Source organism: Rhodospirillales bacterium (assembly GCA_023898805.1).
Classification (GTDB): Bacteria; Pseudomonadota; Alphaproteobacteria; order Micavibrionales; family UBA1664; genus UBA6145.
Genome location: CP060260.1, coordinates 1,046,876 through 1,073,455 on the forward strand (window position 1 = coordinate 1,046,876; position 26,580 = coordinate 1,073,455).

28 protein-coding genes are annotated in these 26,580 nt (G+C 61.2%); 14 read left to right on the top strand and 14 right to left on the bottom strand.

All coding sequences use genetic code 11. From position 1 onward, the window contains the following. The first annotated feature begins 53 nt into the window (after positions 1 to 53). Entirely contained in the window at positions 54 to 806 is a 753-nt protein-coding gene (locus H6866_05185; protein USO06846.1) for a hypothetical protein, read from the top strand. A 92-nt stretch (positions 807 to 898) separates the two neighbouring features. Here H6866_05185 and H6866_05190 read toward each other — a convergent pair whose 3' ends face one another. The 4 genes from H6866_05190 to mnmG all read right to left on the bottom strand — a co-directional run bounded on the left by H6866_05190 (position 899) and on the right by mnmG (position 5,294). Further along, positions 899 to 1,825, bottom strand: a complete 927-nt coding sequence (locus H6866_05190) for a ParB/RepB/Spo0J family partition protein (protein ID USO08597.1) — start codon at positions 1,823 to 1,825, stop codon at positions 899 to 901. Between the two features lie 83 nt (positions 1,826 to 1,908). After that, positions 1,909 to 2,712: a ParA family protein gene (locus H6866_05195; protein USO06847.1), complete on the bottom strand. Its 804-nt coding sequence runs from the start codon at positions 2,710 to 2,712 to the stop codon at positions 1,909 to 1,911. Positions 2,713 to 2,785: 73 nt separating this feature from the next. Continuing rightward, positions 2,786 to 3,391 carry a 16S rRNA (guanine(527)-N(7))-methyltransferase RsmG gene (rsmG, locus tag H6866_05200; protein USO06848.1) on the bottom strand — a complete coding sequence of 202 codons (606 nt, stop codon included), beginning with the start codon at positions 3,389 to 3,391 and terminating at the stop codon, positions 2,786 to 2,788. Beyond that, on the bottom strand, positions 3,381 to 5,294 hold the full coding sequence (gene mnmG, locus H6866_05205; GenBank protein USO06849.1) for a tRNA uridine-5-carboxymethylaminomethyl(34) synthesis enzyme MnmG: 1,914 nt from the start codon (positions 5,292 to 5,294) through the stop codon (positions 3,381 to 3,383). Before mnmG ends, rsmG begins: the two co-directional genes overlap by 11 nt. 138 nt (positions 5,295 to 5,432) lie before the next feature. Here mnmG and H6866_05210 point away from each other — a divergent pair, with 138 nt between their 5' ends. Beyond that, the gene (locus tag H6866_05210; protein USO06850.1) at positions 5,433 to 5,633 is read left to right on the top strand and encodes a hypothetical protein; all 201 of its coding nucleotides are present in this window, start codon (positions 5,433 to 5,435) and stop codon (positions 5,631 to 5,633) included. Positions 5,634 to 5,642: 9 nt separating this feature from the next. Here the strand turns inward: H6866_05210 and mnmE are convergent, their stop codons facing one another. Continuing rightward, positions 5,643 to 6,989: a tRNA uridine-5-carboxymethylaminomethyl(34) synthesis GTPase MnmE gene (mnmE, locus tag H6866_05215; GenBank protein ID USO06851.1), complete on the bottom strand. Its 1,347-nt coding sequence runs from the start codon at positions 6,987 to 6,989 to the stop codon at positions 5,643 to 5,645. Further along, positions 6,986 to 7,306, bottom strand: a complete 321-nt coding sequence (locus H6866_05220) for a hypothetical protein (protein USO06852.1) — start codon at positions 7,304 to 7,306, stop codon at positions 6,986 to 6,988. The genes mnmE and H6866_05220 overlap by 4 nt, the downstream gene beginning before the upstream one ends. Before the next feature lie 104 nt (positions 7,307 to 7,410). Here H6866_05220 and H6866_05225 point away from each other — a divergent pair, with 104 nt between their 5' ends. Both H6866_05225 and H6866_05230 read left to right on the top strand, forming a co-directional pair. Next, the gene (locus tag H6866_05225) at positions 7,411 to 7,734 is read left to right on the top strand and encodes a TrpR like protein, YerC/YecD (GenBank protein USO06853.1); all 324 of its coding nucleotides are present in this window, start codon (positions 7,411 to 7,413) and stop codon (positions 7,732 to 7,734) included. A 9-nt stretch (positions 7,735 to 7,743) separates the two neighbouring features. After that, complete coding sequence (locus H6866_05230) at positions 7,744 to 9,381, top strand: hypothetical protein (GenBank protein USO06854.1); 1,638 nt, start codon at positions 7,744 to 7,746, stop codon at positions 9,379 to 9,381. On the opposite strand, the gene H6866_05235 is transcribed toward H6866_05230, so the two are convergent. Further along, complete coding sequence (locus H6866_05235; GenBank protein ID USO06855.1) at positions 9,382 to 10,464, bottom strand: DUF2817 domain-containing protein; 1,083 nt, start codon at positions 10,462 to 10,464, stop codon at positions 9,382 to 9,384. It abuts the gene before it with no gap. A 208-nt stretch (positions 10,465 to 10,672) separates the two neighbouring features. Between H6866_05235 and H6866_05240 the strand changes: the two genes are divergently transcribed. After that, entirely contained in the window at positions 10,673 to 11,692 is a 1,020-nt protein-coding gene (locus H6866_05240; protein USO06856.1) for a hypothetical protein, read from the top strand. Positions 11,693 to 11,857: 165 nt separating this feature from the next. On the opposite strand, the gene rho is transcribed toward H6866_05240, so the two are convergent. The 4 genes from rho to H6866_05260 form a co-directional block, all read right to left on the bottom strand. Continuing rightward, positions 11,858 to 13,114 (bottom strand): transcription termination factor Rho, encoded by a 1,257-nt coding sequence (gene rho, locus H6866_05245; GenBank protein USO06857.1) that lies wholly within the window; start codon positions 13,112 to 13,114, stop codon positions 11,858 to 11,860. Positions 13,115 to 13,433: 319 nt separating this feature from the next. Beyond that, on the bottom strand, positions 13,434 to 13,883 hold the full coding sequence (hemJ, locus tag H6866_05250; GenBank protein ID USO06858.1) for a protoporphyrinogen oxidase HemJ: 450 nt from the start codon (positions 13,881 to 13,883) through the stop codon (positions 13,434 to 13,436). A gap of 20 nt (positions 13,884 to 13,903) precedes the next feature. Beyond that, on the bottom strand, positions 13,904 to 15,013 hold the full coding sequence (gene hemH / locus H6866_05255; protein USO06859.1) for a ferrochelatase: 1,110 nt from the start codon (positions 15,011 to 15,013) through the stop codon (positions 13,904 to 13,906). Continuing rightward, positions 15,010 to 16,035 carry a uroporphyrinogen decarboxylase gene (locus H6866_05260; GenBank protein USO06860.1) on the bottom strand — a complete coding sequence of 342 codons (1,026 nt, stop codon included), beginning with the start codon at positions 16,033 to 16,035 and terminating at the stop codon, positions 15,010 to 15,012. The genes hemH and H6866_05260 overlap by 4 nt, the downstream gene beginning before the upstream one ends. A 360-nt stretch (positions 16,036 to 16,395) precedes the next feature. Here H6866_05260 and H6866_05265 point away from each other — a divergent pair, with 360 nt between their 5' ends. From H6866_05265 to dnaQ, 8 genes are all read left to right on the top strand, one after another. Next, positions 16,396 to 17,007: a hypothetical protein gene (locus tag H6866_05265; GenBank protein USO06861.1), complete on the top strand. Its 612-nt coding sequence runs from the start codon at positions 16,396 to 16,398 to the stop codon at positions 17,005 to 17,007. A 147-nt stretch (positions 17,008 to 17,154) separates the two neighbouring features. Then, on the top strand, positions 17,155 to 18,483 hold the full coding sequence (locus tag H6866_05270; GenBank protein USO06862.1) for a hypothetical protein: 1,329 nt from the start codon (positions 17,155 to 17,157) through the stop codon (positions 18,481 to 18,483). Between the two features lie 44 nt (positions 18,484 to 18,527). Then, positions 18,528 to 19,484, top strand: a complete 957-nt coding sequence (locus H6866_05275; protein USO06863.1) for a hypothetical protein — start codon at positions 18,528 to 18,530, stop codon at positions 19,482 to 19,484. A gap of 57 nt (positions 19,485 to 19,541) precedes the next feature. Next, positions 19,542 to 20,381, top strand: coding sequence for a kinase/pyrophosphorylase (locus H6866_05280; protein USO06864.1), 840 nt, complete (start codon positions 19,542 to 19,544; stop codon positions 20,379 to 20,381). Next, positions 20,378 to 21,196 carry a shikimate dehydrogenase gene (locus H6866_05285; GenBank protein ID USO06865.1) on the top strand — a complete coding sequence of 273 codons (819 nt, stop codon included), beginning with the start codon at positions 20,378 to 20,380 and terminating at the stop codon, positions 21,194 to 21,196. The genes H6866_05280 and H6866_05285 overlap by 4 nt, the downstream gene beginning before the upstream one ends. Continuing rightward, complete coding sequence (locus H6866_05290; protein USO06866.1) at positions 21,193 to 21,795, top strand: dephospho-CoA kinase; 603 nt, start codon at positions 21,193 to 21,195, stop codon at positions 21,793 to 21,795. Before H6866_05285 ends, H6866_05290 begins: the two co-directional genes overlap by 4 nt. Before the next feature lie 4 nt (positions 21,796 to 21,799). Beyond that, on the top strand, positions 21,800 to 22,612 hold the full coding sequence (locus tag H6866_05295) for a glutamine amidotransferase (GenBank protein USO06867.1): 813 nt from the start codon (positions 21,800 to 21,802) through the stop codon (positions 22,610 to 22,612). 23 nt (positions 22,613 to 22,635) lie between these two features. Next, positions 22,636 to 23,331 carry a DNA polymerase III subunit epsilon gene (gene dnaQ / locus H6866_05300; protein ID USO06868.1) on the top strand — a complete coding sequence of 232 codons (696 nt, stop codon included), beginning with the start codon at positions 22,636 to 22,638 and terminating at the stop codon, positions 23,329 to 23,331. Between the two features lie 76 nt (positions 23,332 to 23,407). On the opposite strand, the gene secB is transcribed toward dnaQ, so the two are convergent. Continuing rightward, positions 23,408 to 23,938: a protein-export chaperone SecB gene (secB, locus tag H6866_05305; GenBank protein USO06869.1), complete on the bottom strand. Its 531-nt coding sequence runs from the start codon at positions 23,936 to 23,938 to the stop codon at positions 23,408 to 23,410. An 83-nt stretch (positions 23,939 to 24,021) separates the two neighbouring features. On the opposite strand from secB, the gene H6866_05310 reads away from it, so the two are divergent. Beyond that, the gene (locus H6866_05310; GenBank protein ID USO06870.1) at positions 24,022 to 24,729 is read left to right on the top strand and encodes a Tim44 domain-containing protein; all 708 of its coding nucleotides are present in this window, start codon (positions 24,022 to 24,024) and stop codon (positions 24,727 to 24,729) included. 10 nt (positions 24,730 to 24,739) lie between these two features. On the opposite strand, the gene H6866_05315 is transcribed toward H6866_05310, so the two are convergent. Both H6866_05315 and H6866_05320 read right to left on the bottom strand, forming a co-directional pair. Beyond that, positions 24,740 to 25,108, bottom strand: coding sequence for a histidine triad nucleotide-binding protein (locus H6866_05315; GenBank protein USO06871.1), 369 nt, complete (start codon positions 25,106 to 25,108; stop codon positions 24,740 to 24,742). Positions 25,109 to 25,115: 7 nt separating this feature from the next. Continuing rightward, the gene (locus tag H6866_05320; GenBank protein USO06872.1) at positions 25,116 to 26,576 is read right to left on the bottom strand and encodes an aminopeptidase; all 1,461 of its coding nucleotides are present in this window, start codon (positions 26,574 to 26,576) and stop codon (positions 25,116 to 25,118) included. Positions 26,577 to 26,580 lie beyond the last annotated feature (4 nt).

The window sequence follows — 26,580 nt, forward strand, 5'->3', positions numbered from 1 at the left end:
AAGGCCACAAGGGCCTATTACCTGAAGTCCGCACCGATAAAAGGAATTTGAACATGCACAAGTCATTTTACACATTCACCATGGCCGCTGCCGCGTTGCTGGCGCTGGCCGCCCCGGCCCGCGCGATGGACGATGCCGAACGCGCCCGCCAGATGAACGTCTACAAGACCTACCAGCAAACCGGCGAAGGCATGGTGACGACCACCACCGTAACCACCCAGACCACGACCCAGCCGCCTGCCCCCTATGCTGCGGCGCCGGTCCCGGCCGAGCAAACCGACGATGCGGCCGGCAAGGGCCAGATGTCGCCGCTCAACGACAACGGCACGCCGATGAACATCGCGCCGCTTTCGCAAACCATGGGCGTGTCCAAATCCATGCACGAGCGCGAATTGCAGGCTTACGATGCCTATAAACGCAGCGAACTGCCGGCGACCACCAGCACCACGGTAACGACCACCGATTCCCCGGTGATTGCGCCGCCCGCATCGACTACCGATCCGCTTGTTTCTACGACCACTGAAAAAACCACCACCACCGACTATACGGTCACCAGCCGCAAGGTGGGACTGGTCGGCAACAGGCCGTACCCGGCGCAAACCAGCGAAATGCAGGGCGGCGTGGTGCGCGACACCATCGTCAATGGCGTGACCCAGCCGCAACAGGTCGTGGTCCCCGATCAGGTGCAGGAAACGATCAAGGACGTCCATATCGGCGACGGCAATTACTATTCGGGCAAACCCGCTGCGCAAGTGTACCAAAGCGACACCGTCAAGGTGATCGACACCGGAAGCTTTAACAACTGATCAACCAATTGATCTATAATACAAAAAGCGCCATTTATGGGCGCTTTTTTCATGGATGGCGGACCCTGGTCAGGTCTGGCCAGATAAATCCGTCACAGCCCCTTGCGCCCCGCACCGTGCGAAAGCCGGTGCAAAACGTCGTCCAGCTGGTCCAGATTGGCGTACTGGATGCTGATGCTCCCGGCGCGCGCGCCTTTCTTGCCCTTACGCACGCTGATCGTAACCGGCATGCCCAAGACCCCGGTCATCTCGCGTTCCAGCGCCAGCGTATCGGTATCCTTCTGCGGTCCGGCGCGCCCGCGGGTCAATTTACCCTTTTTCTTGTTGGTCAGCGCCTCGGCCTCGCGCACGCTTAATCCTCCCTCGACCATGGCCTTGGCCATGGCCGTCGGATCGGCGGCGGTAATCAGGGTGCGCGCATGGCCGGCAGTCAACGTCCCCTCGCGCAGATATTGTTTGACCGGCTCCGGCAGGGTCAAAAGCCGGATCATGTTGGCGATATGGCTGCGCGATTTGCCCACCGCGGCCGCCACCTTGTCCTGCGTATGGCCGAACCGGGTCATCAACTGCTGGTACGCCTCGGCCTCCTCCAGCGGGGAAAGATCCTCGCGCTGAAGGTTTTCGATCAACCCAAGTTCGAGCACCGCCTCGTCCGTAAGATATTGAATCGTAACGGGAACTTCGTGCAATTGCGCGGCCTGCGCGGCGCGCCAGCGGCGTTCGCCCGCCACGATTTCATAACGGTTTCCGGCCTCCGGCACCGGGCGCGCCAGAATCGGCTGCAACATGCCGTGCTGGAGGATCGACCCGGCCAAATCGTCCAGCGCCTCCTGCGTGAACACGCGGCGCGGCTGGTTCGGGTTGGGCCGCAGCCATTCCACCGGCATCATCCGGCTTCTGCCCGCGCTTTCGCCGGCGGTATCCTGGCCGACGCGGTCATTCGCGGTCTGCGGCGCCGCTTCCTCGTCACCGAACAGCGCATTCAACCCGCGCCCCAGCCCTTTTTTCCTGTTGTCCACCTGCATGTCCTCTTGATTGGAAACATTCGCCGCGATCTGCGTCATCGTCCTGTCTTTCTATTCTCGTGCCTCAGACCCGCATCTCAGGCCGCCACGGCCTCGGCCTGCACCCGCTCCCGGCGCAGCATTTCCTTGGCCAGATGGATATAGGCCTGCGACCCCGGACACCCCATGTCATAGACGATGGCGGGCAGACCGTGGCTTGGCGCCTCCGACACGCGCACGTTGCGCGGAATGATGGTGGTATAGACCTTGGGCCCGAAAAACGCCCGCACATCCGCCGCCACCTGCTCGGAAAGCTTGTTGCGCCGGTCGTACATGGTCAGGACCACACCCTGAATCTCAAGCTGCGGGTTGAAATGCGCCTTGACCCGGTCAATGGTGCGCACAAGCTGGCTCAACCCCTCCAGCGCATAGAATTCGCATTGCAAGGGCACCAACACCGCGTCCGCGGCGATCAGCGCGTTCAACGTGATCAGCGAAAGCGAGGGCGGACAATCGATCAAAATATAATCGTACCCGGCATCCTGCGCGCCCTGAACCCCGCGCAGCGCCTCGCGCAACCGGTATTCCCGGCGCTCGGCGGTCACAAGCTCGATATCCGCGCCCGCCAGATGCAGCGAAGCAGGCACCACCCACAACCCGGGCACGCGAGTCTGCGTGGCGGCATGGCGCGGCCCGACATCACCGAACAGCAAGTCATAGGAACTGACGGCCCGTGCCTTGCGGTCGATGCCAAGACCGGTGGAGGCATTGCCTTGCGGGTCCAGATCGATCAGCAGCACGGATTTACCCACTGCGGCAAGAGATGTGGCAAGATTGACCGCGGTGGTGGTTTTACCCACCCCGCCTTTCTGGTTGGCGATGGCCAGAATACGGGACGTCATGGCGCGTGAATTGCCCCCTTCATGAACGAATCGATATGGAATCGAATTCAGCTTAAAGCCCGGGGCAGGGGCGTCAACCGATTCGTTTCCGCCGCACCTTGGTTATACACAAAATTGCCGCGCCACCCCCGGTTTTGCTGGGCCGGACGTCAAGATCGAAATCATGGTCTTGCCTGGCCAGATCGACCTCCTCCCGCCATGCCGCGCCCTTCATGAACACCATGTTCGCGCCTACATTGCGTTCCCACACAGGACGCACCATTTCCAACAATTTCGGCAAGGGCGCAAGCGCCCTTGCCGTCACCATCCCGGCTTCCAGACCGGGCAAAACCCGTTCGATTCGCTCCACATGAACATCCACATTCTTTGCGCCTGTTTCACGTGAAACAGCTAACAGGAATGTCCCCTTTTTTTGATCCGATTCCACCAGATGCACATGCACGTCCGGACGCGCGATCGCCAACACCAGACCGGGAAACCCGGCCCCGGACCCAATATCCGCCACCACCGCGCCCGGAGGTACAAAATCAAGAATTTGCAAACTGTCGGCAAAATGCCGCCCCCAGACATCCCCAAGCGTCGAAGGCGCGACCAGATTGATTGAACGCTGCCATTTTTTAAGCAATTCGCAAAAGACCAGAAGACGAGTCAGTTCAGGGGTTTGTGGGTCAGGCTGCATGAATCGATTCAACTGCAGCCGGCTTTTGCCGTTTGACATGACGCAACAACGCGACGATCGCCGCGGGCGTGACGCCCGGCAATCGCGCCGCCGCGCCCAGTGTCGCGGGCTTTGCTTCGGCCAGACGGTTGCGGATCTCGGTCGACAGTGACCCGATGGCGCCGTAATCCAGATCATGGGGCAAGGCCAGACCTTCATCCTTGCGATAGGCCTGAATATCGGTTTCCTGCCGCTGGATATACCCGGCATATTGCGCGTCAATCTGAATCTGTTCGGCAATGGGCCGCGCAATCTCGCCCAGCGCCGGCCAGATGCCGACAAGCCCGTCCCAGGTCACCCCATCGTAACGCAAAATCTCGTAAACATTCCGGCGCTGCCCGTCATGATTCACGTGGATATTGAATGATTTCAACATATTGGGCGTTGCCGATACCTGCGCGCACAAATCCCGTGCCAATTTAAGCGCGCCTTCCTTGGCACCCCAGATATTCGCCCGCGCCGATCCGACACAGCCGATATCAAGCCCCGCCGGTGTCAGACGCTGGTCGGCATTGTCCGCGCGCAACGTCAAACGATATTCCGCCCGCGACGTAAACATCCGGTACGGCTCCGGCGCACCACGCGTAATCAGGTCGTCGATCAAAACCCCGATATACGCGCTGGCACGGTCCAGCACAAATCGCCGTGCATTTTCACGTGAAACAGGCCCCGGATTCGCACCCGTCTGCAACGCCGCGTTAACCCCCGCCATCAGGCCCTGCGCCGCCGCTTCTTCGTATCCCGTCGTGCCGTTGATCTGCCCCGCCATGAACAATCCGGGCAGGCGTTTGGATTCCAGAGTCGCCTTCAGGTCGCGCGGGTCGCAATAATCGTATTCCACCGCATACCCCCACTGGAACGCCTGCGCATTCTCAAGCCCCGGAATGGTCTTCAAAATATCGGCTTGCACGCTGGCGGGCAGGGAGGTCGAAATCCCGTTGGGATACACCGTGTGATCGTCCAACCCCTCCGGCTCCAGAAAAATCTGGTGGCGCTCCTTATCCGCGAACCGGACGATCTTGTCCTCGATCGACGGGCAGTAACGCGGCCCGCGCGAAAGGATCTGGCCCGAATACATCGGCGCCCGGTGCAGGTTTTCGCGGATCAGCGCATGCGTCCCGGCGGTCGTATGGGTAATGCCGCAGGCAATCTGCGGCACGGTGATTTTATCGGTCAAAAACGAAAACGGCGCGGGTTCGTCGTCCGCCGCCTGCATTTCCAGCCGCGCCCAGTCGATGGTCCGGCCATCCAGCCGCGCCGGCGTCCCTGTTTTAAGCCGCCCCAAAGGCATGCCCAGCCGCTCCAGCGCCAAAGCCAGCCCGACCGACGGCGCCTCGCCGACCCGGCCCGCCGGCGCCTGGTTCTCGCCCTGATGGATGATCCCGCGCAAAAACGTCCCGGTGGTCAACACCACGCATTTGGCCGCAAGAATCCGTCCATCGCCAAGCAGCAAACCGCCGATTGACCCGTCCGCTTCGCTGACCAGATCCTGCGCCTCGGCTTCTATCAGGCTAAGATTTTGATATTCTTTAAGAATATCCTGTATGGCCTGACGATACAATTTACGGTCGGCCTGCGTGCGCGGGCCGCGCACCGCATGACCCTTGCTGGCATTAAGCATGCGGAACTGGATGCCCGCGCGGTCCGCCGCCCGTCCCATGATCCCGTCCAACGCGTCGATCTCGCGCACCAGATGTCCCTTGCCCAGCCCGCCGATCGCCGGGTTGCACGACATGACACCGATGGTCGCGATCCTGTGGGTAACCAGCGCGGTGCGCGCGCCCATGCGTGCGGCCGCGGCAGCCGCTTCACAGCCCGCATGCCCGCCGCCGACGACAACGACATCGTAATTCAGCTCTTTCATCGCGCCTGTGTATAACCTGTTGGCGCTTGATTTTCCAGTTTGGCTTTATTTTGTCGTAACGCTGCCTTATCTGCGTCACACGAATCGCTCATACCCCGCCACGCCAAACGGCACTCATCCTTCAACATTCATAAAAAAATGCCTCCGAAAAACAGCAATACCGATGCCGCCGCCCCGCAACTTGACCTTGGGACGGCCAGAAAATTCCTGTCTGCGGTCCAGCCGAAACCGGATCAAAAATCCGGCGAACCAAAGAAAAACCAAGAAAAGCCCGCACCCTGGAGCCACCCGGCCCGCGAGCGGACGCCGCACGGCGGCTTCCGCTGGGACCTGACCTGACCTGCAGCCTCACTTCCCGATACAGAAATCGCGAAAAATGATGTCGAGCAGGTTTTCGACGTCGACGCGGCCTGTGATGCGCCCCAAAGCGCGCAGCGCCAGCCGTGCATCTTCCGCGATCAGTTCGGGCAACATGGCTTCGCCCGCGCGGGTAAGGGCGGCGCAGCTCTCCTCAAGCGCCACGCGGTGTCGCGCGCGGGTCAGATAGGGCCGGTCGGCCGACCCCATCGCCTCCGCCACGCGCCCGGTCAGATCATGGATCAGCCGGTCGAATCCGGCCCCCGTGGCAACCGAAAAGGCGGGCAAGGTCATGCCGCGCACGCGCGCATCCGCGCGCATGATGTCGGCCTTGCTCGCGTAACACACGCTGCGCGAATCGATCAGCCGCACAGTGTCGGGATCGATGCTTGGCACCGCCGCCCCGTCGAACAGCAACAGCACGACATCCGCGTCCTGCGCGTAACGCAACGCGCGGGCGATACCCTCCTGCTCAATCCTGTCCTGCCCGCTATGCCCGATCTGGTCCGGCCGCAAACCCGCGGTATCGGCCAAAATCACCGGATATCCGCCCAGATTCAAATGCACCTCGATCACGTCGCGCGTTGTCCCCGGAATATCCGAAACGATGGCGACGTCGCGTTGCGCCAGCGCGTTGACCAGACTTGATTTGCCGGCGTTCGGCGCGCCGATCACCGCGATTTTCACGCCCTCGCGCAGCCGCTCGCCGCGTCGCCCGTCGTTCAGGTGCTGACGGATTTCAAATTCCAACTGCCGCAATTGCGGCTTGACCGTTTCGGCTACGCCTTCCGGCAAATCCTCGTCGGAAAAATCCAGATCCGCCTCCAAATGCGCCAGCGCGCGCGAAAGCCGCCCCGCCCACCCGTCGTAAAGCCGGGCCAGCGCACCGCCCATCTGCGCCAGTGCCTGCTCGCGCTGCGCCTCTGTTTCCGCGGCGATCAAATCAGCCACCGCTTCGGCGGCAGTCAGGTCCATGCGCCCGTTTTCAAAGCCGCGCCGCGTAAACTCGCCCGGCTCTGCCAACCGATGACCGGCCTGCGCGGCCAAAGCGGCCAAAAGCGCGTCAATCACTGCCCGCCCGCCATGGACATGGTATTCGACCACGTCCTCGCCGGTGAATGAATGCGGACCGGCGAAACGCACCACCACCGCCTCGTCGACCGATTTCTCCTGCACGGGATTCTTGATCTTGCGCAGACTGGCCTGCCGGATATCGGGCAGGGGCATCGGCTCGCTCAGCGCGGCCAGAGAATCGAACGCGTCCGGCCCCGATACGCGCACCACCGCCACCCCCGCACGTCCGGGGGCCGATGCCAACGCGTAGATGGTCTGGCTCATGCCCGCTTTTTCCTGCTTTTGTCGCCGGCGGCCTTATCCGGGCCGGGGCCTGTATTTTCCGCGACCGCGCCCATCATCTGGTCCCAGATCGCCTTCTGCAGATCCGAAAACGCCTGCATCCCGTTGCCGACAAAACCCTGCGCGCCCTGCGGCATCCACATCTGCATCAGGTTCTGCGGGTCCATGGCGTTCAGGTTGGCCTGCATTTTTTCCTGCATATCGGCCAGAATCGCCTGCTGCATGGGTTGAAAATCGGGCAGCCCGAAAAAGGCGCGGGCTTCTTCGGGCGTGCAGTCGCAATTGATGGTGAATTTCATGGGCGTTGTCCTTTGGCTAAGCGAAATCCCTACCTTACTACCGCGCCCCGCGGCCAAGCGCAAAGGTTGACAGGCCCAAACCCACCCTGTCTTAATGCAGCCCCATGGCACCTGGATCCACGACAAGGCCCGCCGCAAGCGGCGACGAAACGCATGAAGCGCGCTTTGCCGCGCTTTGCCGCGCGTTTCTGACCCTGAAATCGGAGGATGAGATCCGCCGCTTCCTGATCGACCTGTGCACGCCGGGCGAAATGCGAGATTTCGGCGAACGTTTTCTGATCGCGCGGCTTTTGCACGCGGGCGGGCGCTCTTACCGCGAGATTTCGGCGATCACGGGCGCCAGCACCACGACCGTGGGCCGTGTCGCCCGGTTTCTCGAACAGGAACCGCACCGCGGCTACAAGGCCGCGCTGGAAAGGATGAAGTAACCATTGTCCGTGCCGCCTGATCCGCACGCCAGTTTGCGGCCACCGGAACAGGGCGGCCCGGTCGATCCCGCCTTGGCCGAAGGCGCGATCGCGCGCATCCGGAAACAGGTTCAGGGCAACGGCCTTAAACCCAGCGCGGTTGAACTGCGCGGTGTTGCGGGTCAAGTTTACGGCTTTTTCGCCACCACCTCGGTTAAACTCGTCCCCAGCGTCAAGGAAGGTCGGCGTGCCGGCCGACATTCCGACGGACAGATCATTCAGCCGCACCAGATCGATACCGCGATTCAGGATTTCATCGGCCGCGTCGCCTCCGATCGGGGCGTGCTGGCGCTGGTTCAGGAAACCGTGCTTTCCCGCCCGGATCACGGCTTCGGCGTGGGTGGCGAAACCATTCCGCTGCCACAAGTCGCGCGCAACTTCATCGCGCACGAAGCCTGCCCGGCCTGCCGCGGCGCGGGCGGCACGCCTTGCCACAACTGCCACGGCCAGATGCGCATCACCTGTTATCGCTGCCACGGTCAGGGCGGTATTCCCTGCGTCACCTGTTCGGGACGCGGCCAGATCCTGACACCGCAGGGGCCGGTCACCTGCCACAACTGCCACGGACGCGGGCTTTCGCAATGCCCGGTATGCATGGGCCAGCGCATGATCACCTGCCCGGAATGCGCGGGGCAGGGGCGGCGCGTATGTGAATCCTGTCAAGGACAGGGCTGGATGACGCACAACTGGTCGGTCACGCTCAACGCCCAGACATCGTTCCGCATCCGTACGCGCGGCCTGCCGCCCGCGATGGTGGCGCTGATCGAAAGGGTGGGTGGCGCGCGTCTGGCCGCAGACCAGCACGCAAAAATCACGCCCCTGCTTGGCCGCGACATGGAATCGATGCGCGAATTCGCCGATGTCGAACGCGGCGCTTCGCTCTGGTTCCTGTATCAGGCCGAGATGCCCTTCGCCGAACTCGACATCGCGATGGGCAAGGCCACGATTCGCCCTCGGCTTGCGGGCTTTCGCGCGCGTATGGTCGACGTACCGGATTTCATGGACGCGCTGCTCAAACCCGGCACCGATAACCTGCACGATGCCGCGCAGGGCGGCGCGGGCGCGGCGCAGATGATCCTCGCCTCCGCCCGTTACCGTGCGCTTGGCGACGTGCTGCGCGGGCTGATCCGCATGCCGCCGCGCCGGGTGATGAAGGCGTTGATGGATTCCTATCCGCTCGGGCTGTCCGACGCGACCGCCCGCGCGATTCTCAAGGACGCCTCGACCGCGCTTTCGCGCCTCTCGCTCTGGCCGCGCACGATGGTGACGGCGGGGGCACTGGCCGTTTCCTTCATGGTCGATGCGGCGTTTTATCTGTATGGCGGGCGAAGCTGGCTTTCGGCCACCCTTGCGCAAAACGGATACGGCCCGGCCATGGCCTGGATGGCGGACCTGCTTTTGATTCTGCTGCTTGGCCTCGGCGGCATCCATGCGATCCGCGTGATGGCGCGGCGCAGCCTGCGCACCGTGCTCGAAGGTCTGGGCATCGTCGCCGGCGGCAACCTGCCGCTACCGCGCCCGGGCGCGCCCGGACTGTGGCTGTGGGGCGGCGTGATCGCGATGGCGCTGGTGTTCGCGTTTATTTCCGGGATTCTCGCGCTGTTCTGACTAACGCGGCCCAAGCGCGCGCAAAGCAGCTTGATAAGGCCGCGTGCCGTTCATGATCACGGCCTGTTCCCAAGCCGGATCTTGCGGCGCGAAGGCTGCGCGCATCGCCCTTTGCGCAGCCCTTTGCGCGCGCGTATCGACACTCCGGATTTTGTTGCGCGCCATATGCGCCAACTGCAGCGCGTTGAACGCGGCCAGCCGGTGCACGGTTGCGAATTCAAAAATCGCGGCCAGAACATCTTTATTTCTGGTTTCCTCTACCTGCCGCCAGACATTGGGCAGCGTACCGTAAAGGGCCGAGGAAACCGAACGCGCATCGCCCAGCGGCGCGATATCCTCGACCGGCCAGATGGCGCGCAGCCGCGCATAATTTTTGTCTTCCGCCGCACCCGCATATAGGATCTGGTTGGCCCCGGGATGGTTGCCCAGACCGGTATGCAAATCCAGATGCACGATGCGCGCATACCCGCCCAGATGGGTGGCAATAATTTTTTCCATCGTCCTGCGGCTCCAGCTTTTACCGTCGCCGCCGTAAAACATGCCGTCGGAAAAATCATACTGGCCGCCGGTCAAAACATTTTGCAGCGCGCGCATGCCATACCGCGCCGTGATCGCGGCGGTTTTGGCAAACCACACCGGACCGCGTGACTTCGGCACGATCAGATGCCGGAATTTGGCGTAGTCCGGGTTGACGCCCCGAACCGGAAATTCGTCCACGAAGTTGCGGTTGACGTCGATGTTCCATTCATCCGTGCGCTGGTTCCACGCCATGCCGAAAGGATTGAGCGCATGGATATGGACGACATCGACATCATCCGGCAGTGACTTACTGTTTTTCAACCACGCGATCTGCAGGGCGGAACCGGCATAACCTTCCACCCCGTGCACACCCGAAGTGGTGACCAGCGCGTTTGTATTGCCCGGCTTGCGCCGCGCAACGACACTACAGCTTAAACGTTCTTCGCTCGGCCCGCGCAAAAAGGGGACCTCCTCGCTGAAAATTTGTTTAAAACCGGCCTCTTCGGCTGCCCGCACAAAAGCGTGTCGCGCCTCGAAATAAGTGGCATGAAAATATTTTGTCATAATGTTTTATACGCGGGCAGAGCCCTAACTTGCAACAACTTCGTGCAATCGAACGCATACAAAGCGGAGCGGATCGTAAGAACCCGGGATAAAGATGTTTTAAAACAATATATTAACGTCGTGTACGCAGTAACTTAATCTTATGAAAATATTAAGGATTTTCAGCAAGAATAAGCGCGATAGGGGTATTCCTTAGGAAAAGCCGCGAATGGACACCGCAAACGACAGCCCGCTAATCGCCGATGCACGCAGCCACCTGCTGGCGTTATCGGGCACCTATAACACGCGCGTAGCGCGCGCCGGTGGCGCCACCGAAAGCTACCATGAGTATGCGGCGCGCGAACTCGGGGATGAATCCCGTCGCTTGCAAACCTTGTTTGAACAAAAACCGGAACAACGCTGGATCGACAAGCTGCGCCTGAACGAATTGGCGAAAGTCTATCTTGCCAGCGTTACGATGGCCCGCACAGGACTCGGACAACCAAATCCCGCGACAAGAAAAAGGCTCAACAATCTGGCGGCCGGATTTGATGAAAAAGGCGGCCAAACGGTCGAAACGCAATCGTGGCGCTGGCAAAAAACGCTCGACAACCCAGCCCCGCAACCAGAACCTGCAGCGGCAGCCCCTGTCGTGCCCAAACCTGCAAAACCAGCACCTTTTGCCGTTCTAAGCGCGGCCGCAGCGGTGGCACCTCCCATCGCACCCCCGGCCGCACCCCCAGCACCGCCAGTCGCGCCAACACAAGCGCCGGCCCCTGCCGCCCAGATACCAACGGCCGCCAATCCTGTCACTGAAGCCGAAAAACAAATGGAACCTTACGCGCAGCAGGGCATCGACTTCGCGCTCGCTCTTTGGGATCGCACGCCCCAACCCAGTCAGGACGCAATGATCGGCGTGATCAACGACCGCCTGACAAAGGCAAAGAACGATTTGAAACAAAATTACGATACCGCGACCATGGCGCAGATCGGCGACGTACGCGCGTCTGAAACGGCGCTTGCCTTGGCGACCTATGGCTACGGCCCACAAATGGCAAACAATACCGGGATCGACGCGGTTAAAGCCGCCGCCAAGGGTTTCAAGCCGCTGATCGGCGAACGCAGCATGTCGGGCTTTGCCATCGACGCCCATGCCGAAAGGCTGATGGACACGAAAAACGGCATGGCATCAGCCAACATCGCCGCCCCGAACGTCGCACATAAGACGGCCACGACGATGCGGCCTTAGTACGACCGCCGTTTACGGCGTCAGTCGTGCATTGCCTGCCCGAACGGCTCTAGCCGTTCATTGCCTGCCCGAACGGCTCTAGCCGTTCATTGCCTGCCCGAACGGCTCTAGCCGTTCATTGCCTGCCCGAACGGCTCTAGCCGTTCATTGCCTGCCCGAACGGCTTTAACCGTTCATTGCCTGAAAGAAATCGTCGTTGGTCTTGGTGTCTTTGAGCTTGTCGATCAGGAATTCGACCGCGTCGATCGTGCCCATCGGGTTGAGGATGCGGCGCAAAATCCACATTTTCTGCAACTGGTCGCGCGGAACCAGAAGTTCCTCTTTCCGCGTACCGGATTTCTGGATGTCGATGGCGGGGAAGACGCGCTTGTCGGCGATCTTGCGCTCCAGCACGATTTCGGCGTTACCCGTGCCCTTGAATTCCTCGAAGATGACCTCGTCCATCCGGCTGCCGGTTTCGATCAAGGCCGTTGCGATGATGGTCAAAGACCCGCCCTGTTCGATATTGCGTGCCGCGCCGAAAAAGCGTTTCGGACGCTGCAGCGCGTTGGCGTCCACGCCGCCCGTCAGAACCTTGCCGGACGACGGCACGACGGTGTTGTAGGCGCGCGCAAGACGCGTGATGGAATCGAGAAGGATGATGACGTCGCGCTTGTGCTCGACCAGACGCTTGGCCTTTTCCATGACCATTTCAGCCACCTGCACGTGGCGGGACGCCGGTTCGTCGAAGGTGGAGGAAATAACCTCGCCCTTCACCGAACGGGCCATGTCCGTCACTTCCTCGGGGCGCTCGTCGATCAAAAGCACGATCAGATAGGATTCCGGATGGTTCTCGGCAATCGAATGCGCGATGTTCTGCATCATGATGGTCTTGCCGGTACGCGGCGGCGCGACGATCAGCGCGCGCTGGCCGAAACCAAGCGGTGAAACCAGTTCGATGATGCGCTGGGTGTAGTTTTTCTTGGTGGGATCCGGCAGCTCCAGCTTGATCTTGCGCTCCGGATACAGCGGGGTCAGATTGTCGAAATTGATGCGGTGGCGCAGCTTTTCCGGCGACTCGTGGTTGATGGTGTTGACCTTGACCAGCGCGAAATACCGTTCGTTGTCCTTGGGCGCGCGGATCTCGCCGTCGATCGTGTCGCCGGTGCGCAGGCCAAAGCGTTTGACCTGGCTGGGGCTGATGTAAATATCGTCCGGCCCGGGCAGGTAGTTTTCCTCGGGGGAGCGCAGGAACCCGAAACCGTCCTGCAATACCTCCAAAACGCCGGAACCGTTGATCTGTACGCCCTGCTCGGCCAGTTGCTTCAGGACGGCGAACATCATGTCCTGTTTGCGCATCGAGGCGCAGTTTTCGATATCCAGCTCCTCGGCGAAAGCCAGAAGCTCGGCGGGGGAACGTGTCTTTAATTCCTGAAGATCCATGGGAAATACTTGGTGCTGTTTGTCCGAAAAAAGAAAAACGGGGAGGGAGGCCGTTTTATGATTGGCTGCATCGGGGGACGATGCGGTGGTTTACGTCGTGTTCGGTGTTGTTTTGAAGGCCCGGTAAAATCTGGCGCCGGATAGCCGCGTTCACGAATAAAAAACCCTCGGCTTCGTGAAAACGCTAAAAGACCTTTTCTGTGTACGCCGTCCCTAACCTGTTGTCAACAAATGATTCGTTGGGATGGCTATAGAAACTTCGGGTCGGTATGCACGACCGGCCCTTATGGATATATTATCGCAATAGAGGCGCGCGCCCCTAAAACGACGGCTGTACGATCACCATGATGACGATGACGATCAAAAGCACGGTCGGCACCTCGTTCAGCACCCGGTAATATTTATCCGAATGCACATTGGCGTCGGCCGCGAACTGTTTACGGTGCCGCGCCAGCATCGCGTGCACGACCTGTAACAACAACACCGCCGTCAGCTTGATGTGCATCCACCCGAAATGCAGCAAACCGGGGTTGGCCCACAGCATCAACCCGCCGAACACCCATGTCGCGATCATCGCCGGATTGATGATCGCGCGCAAAAGCCGGCGCTCCATGACCTTGAGCGTTTCCGATAATTCCGACCCCGGCGCGGCCGTGCAGTGATAGACGAACAACCGCGGCAGATAAAACATGCCCGCCATCCACGCGACCATCGAAATCACGTGCCCGGCCTTCAGCCACAGATAATGGGCGTATAAAAAATCCAGCATGAAATCCTCGCTCGTTACCGTTAAACCTGCGGCGCGCGCACGTCGCAGGCTTGCGCGCCTTCAAGCCGCACCCCCATACCCATGCAACAACGCGTAAAACCCGACGGACATATCCGCCCGCCCACATCCGCTGCGATGCCAGCCGTTCCGGCACGCGAGCGCACCATATCGGCCAGTCCAGCGATAAATGCCGCATGCACCGAAACCGTCGGCACGCGGGTAAAGCCCTTGATGCCGATTTGCCCAGCTAGATGGCGGTATTCCTCCTCGATCTCCACCAGCGTCTCGACATGCTCCTGCGTAAAGGCATGCGGAAAAATCACCACGGGCACACCGTCCTTCGCTGCCTTTTCTAGAGCCATCTCGACCGACGGGCCGGTCCAGCGCTTGGGTCCAACCCGGCTTTGATAACAAATCTGCCAATCAAGATTCTCGATGCCTGTGGCCGCGGCGATCGCCCGTGCCGATTCTTCGCATTGCCATTGATACGGATCGCCCTTGCGGATCACGTCTTCGGGCAGTCCGTGCGCAGAAAACAAAACGCGTGGCGCGGGCAACCCCGCGCTTTCCGCATCGATCCGCGCCGCATCGTAATAACTGCGCACCAGCGCGGCGGCTGCACCAACAAACCCGCTTTGTTTTGGATAACAGCATACAAGCGCGCTTGGCATGTCCAGCCCCTGCCCACGGGCCGCATCCTGCCATTGCTCCAGCGACGACCACGTCGTCGTCGTCGAGAACTGCGGATAAAGCGGCAGCAATATAACCTGGTCCGGGTTCTCGGCCTTGACCTGCGCCGCAACCATATCCGCCATCGGGTGCCAATAGCGCATGCATACATGCACCTTGAAATCTGCCTGACCGTCCGTGTTTAGAACACTTTCAAGCGCGCGGGCCTGCGCAAGACTGTTTTCCAGCAGCGGCGACTTGTTGCCCAGCCGCGCATAGGAGGCGCCCGCCTGTTTGCGGCTGCGCGTGAACGCGATGTACCACGCGATTAGATAACGAAGCGGACGCGGCACCGGGATGATGTTGCGGTCCATGAAAAAATTCATCAGGAATGGACGGATGGTTTCACGTGAATCCGGCCCGCCCAGATTGAAAAGCACCACGGCGATCTGCGGCCTCATGCTGCGTTTCCTTTGAATCCGTGAATCGTTTCAACCAGTTGCGAAACATGGTCAGGGTTGGTCATTTTATCAACCCCATGACCCAGATTGAACACGAACGGCCCGCCGCCTAGCTTGTCACAAACCGCCCGCGCACCTGCCGTCATCGTATCCCCGCCCGCCAGCAAAAGCGCGGGATCGAGATTGCCCTGCACGCAAACCTGATTCTGGATTGCTTTGGCCGCCCATGCGGGCTCTATCCCCTGACTCAACCCCACCGCATCAACGCCGGTTTCGTGCGCGTAACGCACCACATCCTCGCGGTTGTCGGTGCGCGGAAAACCGATCACCGGCACGTCCGGATGCTGCGTTTTAAGCGCGGACACGATAGCCCGGTTGGGCGCGATGACCCAACGTTCGAAATCCGCGCCGCCAAGCGCCCCGGCCCAGCTTTCAAACAATTGCACTGCCTGCGCCCCGGCGCGGATCTGGGCGTCAAGATACGCAACGCTGGACCGCACCAGAATATCGATCAGAATTTGCAGCTTTCCCGCCTCCATACCGCGAATCCGGGAAAAATCATGCCCGCCGCGCCCTTCGACCATGTAGCTTGCAACCGTCCATGGACTGCCCGCAAAACCGATCAACGCCTTGCCGCGCGGCAACCCGTCCCGGACCTTGGCAACCGTCTCGATGACCGGTGCCAGAAACCCGGCCACCCGGCCTTCGTCCAGTTTCCCGATATCCAGATCCCCCAGAACCGGTCCTTCCCCTTCCGCAAAACGCAGATCCTGACCCAGCGCATGCGGCACCACCAGAATGTCCGAAAACAAAATCGCGGCATCCAGATCGAAACGCCGCAACGGCTGCAACGTGATCTCCGCCGCCAACCCCGGGTTGTAAACCATATCCAGAAATCCGCCCGCTTTCGCCCGCAAAGCGCGATATTCCGGTAGATACCGTCCCGCCTGGCGCATCAGCCATAACGGGATGACATCCGTCTTTCGACCCTTCCAAGCCTGTACAATCACCGCTTCATCCATGACGCCAGACCATGGCCAACCTTGCCCCCCTAATCAATAAAAATTCTTTTAAAAGAATCAGGTAGTGGTTGGATTCTGGCACTGTGGAAATCGGGGATAATTATTTCTCCACAGATTCGCCCCAAGGCGCGGAATGACTCGATTCGCGAATGTTTCTACCGCGAGTCGCAAGCCATGCGATTCATGCTTTCACACAGCATGGTAAAACCTATGTTCGTGGACTCGAAACCCCCTTGCTGGCATCCTGTACGCATTGGGGGTAAAATCGCCCCCGATCGGCCGCACCGGTTTTTCCGATGTTTTATTCCCAAACCTGTCACCAGCGTCCGGGTGACATAAAACCCAGGATCTCTCGAATCGATGTCTTCCGGCGCATACGAAAAACTTGAAGGCGCGCGGGCGCGCAAATTCATCGAACGCCTGAACCGCGCATGGATCGGCGGACCTTTTGCCGCCGAAACCACGGTGGTCCATGCCCGCACCCTGCCTTTCGCGGAAGACTGGATGCTGACCGAGGCGGGAGACGCCACGATCATGCCCGAAAAACGCGCGGTCGCCCTCGATAACGGGCGCGAATGCGTGCCGGTCGAATACAACGCCGATTTCATACCCGCCTTCGCCGCCGCCAATGCGGTATGCCTGACGCGCGACACAGCCGCCGATTACCTGCGCTTCTGGCTTGAATACATGCGCGCGGGTCCAGACCGTTTTTTACTGGTGGAATCGCTCGACGACCTGCCCTGGCGCGAGGAACCGACCCCACAGGCGCGCAAAAGTCTGGCCAAATCCGTAACCCCGCTGACGCTGGTCGATGCCGGGAACGGCCTGTTCGTTTTTCGTGCCGTACTGGCTTTCCGTGACGCCCTGATCGATGCGACGTTTTCGGTCACGGAAAAAGGCGGGGTCGAAATTCTTAAACGGACCGTAATCGCCGAGGGCCTGACCCTGTCCGATGAACTGACTGGTTTCTGATTCAAAAAAATCAACACATTGTAATCATTGTATATTTTTTCGATTATTTTTAATAATCGATTCAGACTCCCTTAGGCTTTCATAAGCGTTTTCTTAACCCCGCCGCCCTAGAATGGTTGAAGCGAAAAACAACCATGCGTGCTTCCCATGTCTGACGCCAACCTAGACGCTCCCTATCTTTACACCGGCACACTGGCCACGCGTATGGCGTGCCATCTGGGTGAGCGCAAGGCCTCGGTCCTGTGCAACCTGCTGGGCGACCAGCCGCTGTTTTACATCGATTACGTGGACGCCGAAGACGTCGAGCTCGACACCCTGATGGGTACCGATTTGCTTGCCGAATACCAGCCCGACGACGTTGCCGGCGTGCGCGCCCGCATCAATAGGCTTGAAAGCGCCAGCCGCCACATTGACGGCTACGAGCGCGAAAGCACCGAAGCGGCCTTTGACCGCGCCGCCAGCCGTACAGCCGAATTCACGACCATTGAACAACTGGTGGCCGTGCTTGAAAAAAGCCGCATCGCGCAGTCCATGCTGGCCGACCTCGATGCCCGCAAACTTAATATCGTGATGAACCCGCAAATCGACTCCGCGATCTATGATCGCGCGCAGGTCGCGATCCACGTCAATCCGCGTCTGCCCGCTGAAACGGCGGCACTGGCCGGCGTGCGCGCACTGCGCCAGGCTTGGCTGCATCTGCGCGGTGCGGCGATCAACCCCCTGTTCTTCGCGCCGGAGGAGGCGATCCTCCTCAACCGCATCCAGCACGCCGATCTGGCTTGCACCATGATCCGCGCCGCGTGGGAAATGAATCTGTCCGGCGAACGCGGCCCCTGGGCGCGCATTCTGACCGGGTCCGCCTATGACCTGGCCGCCGGTTTCGCGCGCGAGGCGATCACCGATTTCCGCGCCCTGAACAACGGTCAGGCCGCCCATGCCGCTTTTGAACGCTGGTTCTTCTCCGGCCGCTGCAAGAATGTCGACCGCCGCCTGATCCAAACCATGCTCGCCGACCATCATGGTCTGGTGTTCGAAAACCCCAGCGTATCGCGCATGGTGACGGGCGACGTCATTGCCCGCACCGGCGACATGCCGCTGGGCAAAAATTACCTGACCGGCCTTGTGGAAATGGTTCTGGCCGACCCGCTGTTTACCGAGGTCCGCGACCGTTCCAACGCCAATTTCCTGTGGTTTATCAAATTTGAACGCTCCTTCCGCGCGGCCGAGGCGGCGACGGGCGCGGTCGCGGAACACAATTTGCAGGGCATGGTTCCGAATACCGCGGACGCCATCCCCGGCGCCCCGACCGTCCAACAAACGGAAAACCATGATCGTCTGGCCGAAATCATCGCCTTCAAGGGTCCGTACAAGCCCGGAAAACCTGCGCGCAAGGGCGCGCGCCGGGCGAAAAACGGCACCGACGATATGGCAACCGTTTATTACCTCGACCACTTTCTCACGCTTTCGAATCGCTAAATCGACGGAACTTGTGTATAACGTTGCCCGTTTGAAAGAACGTCATGGCACGCCCAACGACCATACGTAAAACCACCAGCCCGACTGTCGCACGTCGCGTGATCGACTGCGCGGCGCCGGACGACATGCTGACCGACTGGCCAGTGGCGGATGCGATTCGGGAATCCGATACCGCGATGGCTCTGATCGCCGATCTGGGCGATGGCTGGATGCTTGCGGGCGCCGACCTTGACGGGCGCGAATGGGACATCGACACCGAAGACCGGGTAATCACCGTCGATACGGCGGGTTTGACCCCGTGCGCGCTGGCCCGGTCGAAACATTTTCAGAACCTGCTGATCTTGCGTACGCTCGGGGCGTTGCGTGCGGCATGGCAGGCCGAACGTGGCGAGGATGCGCTGTTTATGCACCGCATCGACCTTTGGCCGCTGCTTGGCCGCATCGTGGCCGCGGATACGGCGGTGATGACCCTGCGCATGGTGCATGAAATCCGCGATGCCGGTTTCGACGCCGCGTGGCGGCACGTTCTGGGCGACGACCACGGCGATATGGCGGCTGAATATGTCCGCACGTTTGACGCTGCGCCGGACGACGATGCGCCCGCACTGGGCCGCGCCTTCCTGCACTGGTTCAAGAAACCCGCCCGCCTGCGCGCCAGCGATTTCGAGATTCTGGCGCTGATGGACGAAAACCTTGCAAACCTGACCCATGACGGGCGTGGCACGCTGGGCGAGGGGGCGATACGCTGCCTGACCATCGATCCGCTTTCAGGCGGTTCCTATCTTGGCCCGGTGGCCGGTGAAATCGCGGGCAATCCGGCCTGGCGCAGCATTGCCGACCCGGTGGCCGAGGCGCATTTCGCCCAGATCATGGACGAAATCGGTACCACCCGCGTGGGCCATGTCGCGCTGCGCGACTCCCGGCTGGCCGCACGGCTGTTTCCGGGTCACTGCGCCCCTGCCGCGGGCGTCGACGCCGACCCGGATCTGTGCGTAAAATAACCCCGGTTTCAACAAAACGCGCCCGATAGGGGCGAACGGGGCACAGACAAACGGAGTATGGCCGAACGTTTTTATCTGCATCTGGTTTCCGACGCCACCGGCACGACGCTGCACGGCATTGCCCGCGCTTGCCTTGCGCAGTTTGAAGGTGCGGTGCCGGTCGAAAAATTCTGGAATTTCATCCGTTCGGAAGAACAGCTCGATCAGGTGATCGAGGGCATCGCCGAAACGCCGGGTCCGGTCCTTTTCACGCTGGTCGAACGCCCGTTGCGCCGCAGGTTGCGCGACGCCTGCACCCGCCTGAACGTGCCGGCTGTGCCGGTGCTCGACCCGATCCTGCGTGGACTTTCGCATTATCTGGGCCAGACCTCGCGCGAAAAACCGGCCGCGCAATACGAACTCAACACCGCCTATTTTGAACGCATCGACGCGGTGGATTTCGCCATGCACCACGACGATGGCCAGAATCTGGAAACGATCGACGATGCCGACGTGGTTCTGGTCGGCGCTTCGCGCACTTCGAAAACGCCGACCTCAATCTATCTGGCCAATCGCGGCATCAAGACCGCGAATATCCCGCTGGTGCCCGGCCATACGGTCCCGCCCGAGGCGTTTTGTTACGAAGGCCCGTTATACGTGGGGCTGGTCGAATCGCCGGAGCGGCTGGTGGAAATCCGCACCAACCGCCTGAAAAGCGGCGAAGTGCTGGACCGTCGTTTTGCCGATACCGCCTATCTTTCGATTGACGCGGTGGGCGACGAGATCCGCGCCGCCCGCCGCCTGTTCGCGGCACATGACTGGCCGGTGATCGACGTCACCCGCCGCTCGGTCGAGGAAACCGCCGCCGAAATCATGACCCTTTTGAACCGGCGCGACCCGGGCCGGGTGCTTCTATGACCGCGAAGGCCGCCGTCATCGGATGGCCGCTGCGCCATACCAGATCGCCGCTGATCCACAATCACTGGCTGGCCGCCTATGGCATAGACGGACGCTACGACGCCCGGCCAATCGCGCCCGAAAATCTGTCCGACGACGTGGCCCGCATGGTGGATCAATCCTATGTCGGCTTCAACGTCACCGTGCCGCACAAACAGACGGTGATGGATCTGCTCGATCACCTGCACCCCGATGCCGCGCGCATCGGCGCGGTGAATACCGTCGTCATCCGTCCCGACGCCACGCTGGAAGGCCGCAATACCGACGCCTTCGGGTTCGTCGAAAACCTGCGCGCAAATGCGCCCGATGCCGCATGGCAAAACGGACCCGCCGTGGTGCTTGGCGCGGGCGGCGCGGCCCGCGCGGTTGTCTGCGCCCTTGTGGATGCGGGGCTGACGGACATCCGTATATGCAACCGCACGGTTGAACGCGCCCGGGCATTGGCCGCCGCCTTTTCGCCCGCCACCGCCCATGGCTGGGATGCGATACCCGAACTGGCCGGCGATGCGGCGCTGGTCGTCAACACCACGACGCTGGGTATGGAGGGACAGGCGCCGCTTACATTCGATTTTACGCACCTGCGTTCGGGCGCGCTGGTCAACGATATCGTCTATACCCCGCTGGTCACGCCGTTTCTGGCCGCCGCGCGCGATGCCGGGCACCCGGTCGTCACCGGCATCGGCATGTTGTTGCATCAGGCGCGCCCGGCCTTTCAGGCATGGTTCGGCGTAATGCCGGATATCGACGCCGGATTGATGCAAAAGGTGCTGGCATGATCGTGGCCGGGCTGACAGGGTCGATCGGCATGGGCAAATCGGTGCTGGCTTCGCAGCTTCGCCGTCTGGGCGTGCCGGTCCACGCCTCGGACGAAGCGGTGCACCGCCTGCTTGCCCGGGGCGGGGCCGCCGTGCCCGCGATTCGCGCTTTGTGGCCCAAAACTGTCGAAAACGGTGCGGTCGACCGTAAAAAACTCGGTGTCGTCGTCTTTTCCGATCCCGCCGCGCGCCAAAGGCTGGAATCCATCCTTCATCCGCTGGTACGGCGGGAATCCGAACGCTTTTTACGTGAACAGCGCCGCAAGGGTATGAAAATCGCGGTTCTGGACATTCCCTTGCTGTATGAAACAGGGCAGGCAGGTCGTTTTGACCATGTCATCTGTGTCACCGCGCCACATTTTGTCCAAAAACGCCGGGTACTTTCACGCAAGAACATGACCGAAGACCGTTTCAACACCATCCTCAAACTTCAGATTCCTGATGCGATCAAACGCGCGCGCGCGGATTCGGTAATCAACACGGCCCACGGTTATCGCGGCTCGCTTGGCACGCTTAAAAAAGTGCTCAAGGCTCTTTCCGCCGCGAAGACGGGCGCGTGACGCGATGACCGGACAAAACAACACGAACACGCAATGCACGGTCTGGGCCTTTGTCCATGTCTCGCACGAGGATCTGGGGTCTTTTGAACACGTATTGCGCGATTACGGCATTGCACCGCGCATTTTTCTAGCGGGCGACAGCGATATCGAATGCCTTGATCCTGCCGAACCCGACTTGCTGATCGTGATGGGCGGGCCGATGGGCGTGTACGAGGCCGACCGTTACCCCTTCCTGCATCACGAAATCCGTTTCGTCGAACGCCGTATCGCGCTGGGCAAACCCGTTCTTGGCATCTGCCTTGGTGCCCAGATCATGGCGGCGGCGCTGGGCGCGCGGGTCTATCGCGGCACGGTGGGGCGTGAAATCGGCTGGCGTCCGGTTTCGGTCAACGCGGCAGGCATGCGCACGCCGCTGCGTTACCTGGACCGCACGGAATGCACCTGCGTACACTGGCATGGCGACACCTTCGACCTGCCGCGCGGGGCGGAGCTTCTGGCCTCGTCCGAGCTATACCCGCATCAGGCTTTCCGCCTCGGCGACTGCGCGCTTGCGCTGCAATTCCACCCCGAGGTGACGGAAGCCAAGCTCGAACGCTGGTACGCCCGTCTGATCGACGATATTCGTGAATCCGGACAGACCGTCGACGGCCTGCGCGCACAGGCCGCGCGCATGGGCGACACGCTACGGCAATGCAACCGCCTGTTTTTCGTCGAATGGCTGGAAAACGTGGCTCCGTCGCTTTTGGCGCATCGTCACAAGCCCTTGGTTGAAGCCATGCCTGACACCATGCCCGACGCCGTAGTTGACGCGAACTAAGTCCGCCGGGCTATACTGCCCACATGCGTGAAATCGTCTTCGATACCGAAACCACGGGCATGGACCCGGCCAGCGGCGACCGCATCGTCGAAATCGGCGCGGTCGAACTGGTCAACCACGTTCCCACTGGCCGCACCCTGCATCTTTACCTCAACCCGGAACGCGACGTCCCGGCCGAGGCGGTGGCCGTGCACGGCCTGAGCTACGAGTTCCTGAAAGGCCATCCGACCTTCGCCGAGGTCGTGGACAAATTCGTCGATTTCATCGCCGACGACATTCTGGTCGCGCACAACGCGGAATTTGATATCAAATTCGTCAATGCCGAACTGCGCACGCTGGGCTTTCCGGCAATCGCGCCGCGCCGCGTCGTCGACACGGTCCAGATCGCGCGCCGCAAGTTTCCGGGCGCGCCCGCAAGCCTTGACGCGCTTTGCCGCCGTTTCGGCGTCGATCTTTCCGAACGCTCGCTGCACGGCGCGCTGCTCGATTCCCAACTCCTTGCCGTGGTGTATCTTGAATTATTGGGCGGCCGTCAGCACGGTCTAGGCCTCGACGCCCCGGCGGCGGAAAAAACGGCTGGCGATGCCGCGGCGCCTGAAATCGCGGCTCCGCGCGTGGCGCGCCCGCCGCGCAGCTTCGCCCCCACGCCGGAGGAGGCGGAAGCCCACGCCGCGATGGTCGAAAAACTAAAAAATCCGATCTGGAAAAAACTGGCCTAGGGCATTCTGCAATCAGGCGGAATCATGACGCGTGAAAATTGCGTCAATCAAAAAAGAAAGGCTCCAAAAGGAGACTCTAGACCGCCTTTTTGTTCGCGGCCTGCGCCTGCGCCAGATACTGCTCCCGGTACATGCCCTCGAAATCGACGGGGTTGAGCAACAAGGGCGGGAACCCGGCCTGCGATGTCACCTCGGCCAGAATCTGCCGGGCGAACGGAAAAGCCAGCTTCGGAATCTCGATCATCAGTAACGGGTGGTGATGCTGTTCCGGCACGGCCGCCGCGACCGAGCACACGACCGCATAATCCAGTTGGACCAGAAAAACGACGTCCTGTTCGCGCCGCGCGCTGGCCTCGACATGCAGCAAGACCTCGAAAGTCGTCGTATCCGGCACTTGACCCGGCCCTTCGATCTTGCGTGCGTCCAGCGTGACGTTGACGCCCATTTTCGGCACGGCCTGTCCCGGCAGAAGGCTTTGCGGGGCCGAGGGGTTTTCAAACGACAGGTCCTTGATATATTGGGCATGGACCGTCAACGGCACGACCCGCGCGGTTTGTGGCTGGTCCGGGTTTTGGCTGGTTTCGCCGGTTTCGGGCGCCTGTGTCATGGTACGCTTGCTGCCTTTTTAAAAAATGGGTGGGTTCGCGCCCGGTTTAGCACGCGATGCACCGCCCCCACAAGGATAGGATAATGAATATCGCAAACATACCCGCCGACATTCTGGTTTACGCGGCGATCGCCGTGGTCCTGCTGGTCTGGCTGCGCGGCGTGCTGGGCACCCGTTCGGGTGCCGAACGCCAGCGCCCGAACCCCTTCGCCGTCCCTGCCGATGCGGGTTCCGCCACTGGAAAAAATGTGGAAACCGCCCTGCCGCGCGGCGCGCCGCCTTCGTCCGGCACGCCGCTTGACGCGACGCTGGTGCGCATCGCGCTGGCCGACCGCGCCTTCGATCCCGCGCGCTTCGTTGAAAACGCGAAACAGGCCTTTACGATGGTGGTGACGGCCTTTGCCAAGGCCGACCGCCGCACCCTGCGCGACCTGCTTTCGCCCGACGTCTATCGCAGTTTCGATTCCGCGCTGGCTGGCCGCGAACGCGCGGGCCAGACGGCCGAGGCCGAGGTGCTTTCGGTGCTTGACGCCAAGATCATCGACGCCGCGCTGGATGGAAAAACCGCGCGCGTGACCCTGCGCATCCGGGCCGAGGAAACCTACGCCCTGATCGATTCCGCGGGCAAGACCGTCGCCGGCAACGCCGACCGTGTCGTGATCATGACCGATGTCTGGACCTTCGCGCGCGACGTCAAATCCGGCGATCCGCGCTGGTTTTTAAGCGAAACGCGCGACGACGTGAAGGAAGACGACGGCATGACCCTGCCCGAGGCGGGCACGGCGGCCTGATACGGCGGCGTCAATCTTCGACGCGGGCCAGCATCCGGCCCAGATTGCGGCCGCCCAGTATGTGCAAATGGAAATGCGGCACTTCCTGTCCGCCGTTTGCGCCCGCATTGGCGATGACGCGGTAACCCTGCGCATCAAGACCCAGATCGGCGACGATTTTTCCCACCGCCGCGAAAAACGCGGTCTGCTCTATCGGTGCGGCCTTCGTCGCAAAATCGCTTAAGGACACGTACGCGCCCTTGGGAATCACCAACACATGCACCGGTGCCTGCGGATGGATGTCGTTGAAGGCCAGCACGTGCTCGTCCTCGAACACCGGCTTGCAGGGAATTTCGCCGGCAAGGATGCGCGCGAAGATGTTGCTGGAATCGTAAGCCATGAAAACCTCACTTTTCGGTATATATGTCCTGCCATGCGGGCGGACGCTGGTCAAAGGGCACCGCCCGCCACCCGCGATTGAGGACGTCGAGCGCGGGGTCGGTGAACGCCCCGTCGATCATGATCGGCGCGCCGTCCAGAACGATTCGCCCGCCCTTGCCGTACAGCATGGTGGTGATGTCCCAGTGCACGAGGCTGCGGTTGCCGTTGTCGACATGCACGCGTTCGCCCAGATAATCCGTCATCGTGTAGGCATCCCCCAGCGCGATATGGAACGACCCGCCGATTTTTTCGGACAAAAGAATGCTGGCTACGTGCTGTTTCAGGTAAGGGTTGGTGCCGATGCCGATTTCGCCCACCCGCCGTGCGCCCGCGTCGGTATCCAGAACCCGGTCCAGATGCGCCTGCCCGCTTTCGGCCAGCGCCTCGACCAGCAAACCGTCGCGGAAGGTCAGGCGCAAATTTTCCATGATCGCGCCCGCGTCGTCGCGCGCGGTGAAGCGGCCCTGCGCCACGATCACGCCGTTGACCGAATCGATTTCCGGCGCCGAAAAAACCTCCGACCCCGGAATGTTGCGCGCGATCACGCTGTTGCAGAACGTGAACCCGTCGATCGACATGCGCAGATCCGTGCCGTCTTCATTGGTGAAATGCAGGTTTTTCCCGGCGTTGAGTGTTTCGATCAATCGCGCCTGCGCCGTGCGGATCAAATCCCAGGGCTGGTCGCACATGCGAAAATACAGCGTCGCGTAATCCGCGTGCGCGATGCCGTCCACCACCGCGTCCCTTTGCGTCGGAATCGAGGTAAGGACCGAACGCATTTTCCCCGAAAGAACCCGTTCCCGCCATGGCGCGAGCGCGGCGCGATACGCCTTGATCTTGACCGGGTCGGGTTCGATCACCGTCCATTCCGGCAAATTGTGCTGGCACAATATGCGCGTTGTGATCTCGGCCCGCGCCGCGATCAAATCGGCGGCCAGCGCGGCGATGCCCGTCACGTCCGCGGCATTGATCAACAGCGCGAAAAAATTTTCGTCGTGGACGCTGATGTCAAAACGACGCTTTTCGCTCACGCAGCGATCGAACAATCGGACGCCGATATACCGGGCCTGATCGCCGATTTCCAGCAAGGGCGCCTCGGATTCCGCCTGTACGATATAAAGTTTTTCCGCCAGCGTGTCTTGTAGCGCACGGGGGACCGGCGGCTCGTTGAATGCCGTCCATAATGGCATCGTCGCGCCCGCCAGCGTTTTCAAAAACCCCGCGTCGTTTTCCAGCCCGGCCGTAAAAACCCGCATGACGCGCCGCGCCTGCTGGATCGCGCCGATCGCGTCGTCCGTTGGCAGGTCGCGCGCATATTGCGCCAGCGCGTCTTGCGCCTGCGCCCGCCACAACGTGTCGCGGCCCGCGTAATCGGCCAGAAGCCGCGCATCGCGCGCGAAGAAAGGGGAGATATCCGTAAGAATCATGCGC

Excerpts from the sequence above, each read along its gene's own strand:
- H6866_05290 (USO06866.1), top strand. The coding sequence starts at position 21,193 with ATGATCGTGGCCGGGCTGACAGGGTCGATCGGCATGGGCAAATCGGTG.
- H6866_05315 (USO06871.1), bottom strand. The coding sequence starts at position 25,108 with ATGGCTTACGATTCCAGCAACATCTTCGCGCGCATCCTTGCCGGCGAA.
- H6866_05220 (USO06852.1), bottom strand. The coding sequence starts at position 7,306 with ATGAAATTCACCATCAATTGCGACTGCACGCCCGAAGAAGCCCGCGCC.
- H6866_05275 (USO06863.1), top strand. The coding sequence starts at position 18,528 with ATGGCACGCCCAACGACCATACGTAAAACCACCAGCCCGACTGTCGCA.
- rsmG (USO06848.1), bottom strand. The coding sequence starts at position 3,391 with ATGCAGCCTGACCCACAAACCCCTGAACTGACTCGTCTTCTGGTCTTT.
- H6866_05320 (USO06872.1), bottom strand. The coding sequence starts at position 26,576 with ATGATTCTTACGGATATCTCCCCTTTCTTCGCGCGCGATGCGCGGCTT.
- rho (USO06857.1), bottom strand. The coding sequence starts at position 13,114 with ATGGATCTTCAGGAATTAAAGACACGTTCCCCCGCCGAGCTTCTGGCT.
- dnaQ (USO06868.1), top strand. The coding sequence starts at position 22,636 with ATGCGTGAAATCGTCTTCGATACCGAAACCACGGGCATGGACCCGGCC.
- H6866_05265 (USO06861.1), top strand. The coding sequence starts at position 16,396 with ATGTCTTCCGGCGCATACGAAAAACTTGAAGGCGCGCGGGCGCGCAAA.
- H6866_05185 (USO06846.1), top strand. The coding sequence starts at position 54 with ATGCACAAGTCATTTTACACATTCACCATGGCCGCTGCCGCGTTGCTG.
- H6866_05280 (USO06864.1), top strand. The coding sequence starts at position 19,542 with ATGGCCGAACGTTTTTATCTGCATCTGGTTTCCGACGCCACCGGCACG.
- secB (USO06869.1), bottom strand. The coding sequence starts at position 23,938 with ATGACACAGGCGCCCGAAACCGGCGAAACCAGCCAAAACCCGGACCAG.
- H6866_05310 (USO06870.1), top strand. The coding sequence starts at position 24,022 with ATGAATATCGCAAACATACCCGCCGACATTCTGGTTTACGCGGCGATC.
- H6866_05210 (USO06850.1), top strand. The coding sequence starts at position 5,433 with ATGCCTCCGAAAAACAGCAATACCGATGCCGCCGCCCCGCAACTTGAC.
- H6866_05195 (USO06847.1), bottom strand. The coding sequence starts at position 2,712 with ATGACGTCCCGTATTCTGGCCATCGCCAACCAGAAAGGCGGGGTGGGT.
- H6866_05235 (USO06855.1), bottom strand. The coding sequence starts at position 10,464 with ATGACAAAATATTTTCATGCCACTTATTTCGAGGCGCGACACGCTTTT.
- hemH (USO06859.1), bottom strand. The coding sequence starts at position 15,013 with ATGAGGCCGCAGATCGCCGTGGTGCTTTTCAATCTGGGCGGGCCGGAT.
- hemJ (USO06858.1), bottom strand. The coding sequence starts at position 13,883 with ATGCTGGATTTTTTATACGCCCATTATCTGTGGCTGAAGGCCGGGCAC.
- H6866_05285 (USO06865.1), top strand. The coding sequence starts at position 20,378 with ATGACCGCGAAGGCCGCCGTCATCGGATGGCCGCTGCGCCATACCAGA.
- H6866_05260 (USO06860.1), bottom strand. The coding sequence starts at position 16,035 with ATGGATGAAGCGGTGATTGTACAGGCTTGGAAGGGTCGAAAGACGGAT.
- mnmE (USO06851.1), bottom strand. The coding sequence starts at position 6,989 with ATGAGCCAGACCATCTACGCGTTGGCATCGGCCCCCGGACGTGCGGGG.
- mnmG (USO06849.1), bottom strand. The coding sequence starts at position 5,294 with ATGAAAGAGCTGAATTACGATGTCGTTGTCGTCGGCGGCGGGCATGCG.
- H6866_05270 (USO06862.1), top strand. The coding sequence starts at position 17,155 with ATGTCTGACGCCAACCTAGACGCTCCCTATCTTTACACCGGCACACTG.
- H6866_05225 (USO06853.1), top strand. The coding sequence starts at position 7,411 with ATGGCACCTGGATCCACGACAAGGCCCGCCGCAAGCGGCGACGAAACG.
- H6866_05240 (USO06856.1), top strand. The coding sequence starts at position 10,673 with ATGGACACCGCAAACGACAGCCCGCTAATCGCCGATGCACGCAGCCAC.
- H6866_05295 (USO06867.1), top strand. The coding sequence starts at position 21,800 with ATGACCGGACAAAACAACACGAACACGCAATGCACGGTCTGGGCCTTT.